The organism is Mesoflavibacter zeaxanthinifaciens DSM 18436 (assembly GCF_000422365.1).
GTDB classification, from domain to species: domain Bacteria; phylum Bacteroidota; class Bacteroidia; order Flavobacteriales; family Flavobacteriaceae; genus Mesoflavibacter; species Mesoflavibacter zeaxanthinifaciens.
The window spans coordinates 1-1092 of record NZ_AULQ01000022.1; the positions used below are offsets into that span (position 1 = coordinate 1).

Consider the following 1092-nt stretch of genomic DNA (forward strand, 5'->3'; position numbering starts at 1 on the left):
TCTAAGATTTTTGATAAATAATCTGGGTTAGACTTGTACATCATTGCTCTGTCATCTGATGGCTTCATTGCAGCAAACTTATCCATTTGCGTGTTTGATGCTTCGTACTTTCCGTTTGCTTTTAGCATTTCTGAGTACTTGTAGATCATCTCTGCATCGTTTGCTCCTGCTTCAAATGCTTTAGCATACCATTTTTCGGCTGCTTCGGTGCTATAGATATTGTAGTTAGCTTCTGCTAATTGTGAGTAGACGTAAGCATCGGCTTCTCCTTTTTCTACTAATTTATTGTAGGCCTCTATAGCGTCTACAAATTGATACTTAGCAAAAAGTTTATCGGCTTTTTTTGTGGCACTATTTTGAGCAGTTAGACTAAAACTGCTTATTAAGGCACAAACTATAAATAATTGTATATGTTTCATTGTTCTTGGTTAGCTTATCTGATTAGAAATAACGTGGTGATCTTGATACTTTTCTTGGTAGATTGATATCAAAGTTGATAAATATCTCATGGGATGAGTTAGTTACAACATCTAATTGTGAGTTAACACTGTCATATGCATAACCGATTCTTAAGTTTGGTGCTACTAAAAAGTTAACCATACCACTAAACGAATCGTCTAAACGGTAACCTGCGCCTACCTCTACAAAATCATACATAAATAGGTTTAGGTTTACATCGTAAGTCACTGGTGAGCTAAATGCTAGCTTTGTCATTACATGTGGCTTTAACTTAAAGTTTTCTGATAAGTCAAATACATATCCTGCTGCTACAAATGCGTGTTGGGTCTCTGACCCTATTTTAAATCCATTAGCATCTAAGTGTACAGATTCTAAAATATTTGGCATCGATGCAGAAATGTAATACTTGTTTGGCTTATAAAAATATAAACCTGCTCCTATATTTGGTGTGACTTCATTGATGTTTTCTGAATAGAAAGGATCATTTGGATCTAATACTTCTACTGAGGTTAATCCAATATCATGAAAAGTAGCTCCTGCTTTTAATCCAAATGCTAATTTTGTACCTGTCCCTACCGGTAAGGTGTATGAGAAATCTACATACGCATTAGTCTCGTTTACTGGTCCTACTTC

1 protein-coding gene and 1 pseudogene are annotated in these 1092 nt (G+C 35.3%); both read right to left on the minus strand.

Translation table 11 applies throughout. The features are described from left to right. Positions 1-419, minus strand: a pseudogene (locus H574_RS14235) (OmpA family protein); the annotation flags it as partial. 22 nt (positions 420-441) lie between these two features. Continuing rightward, the coding region (locus H574_RS0112075; RefSeq protein ID WP_027880825.1) for a PorP/SprF family type IX secretion system membrane protein at positions 442-1092 on the minus strand (651 nt) is incomplete at its 5' end.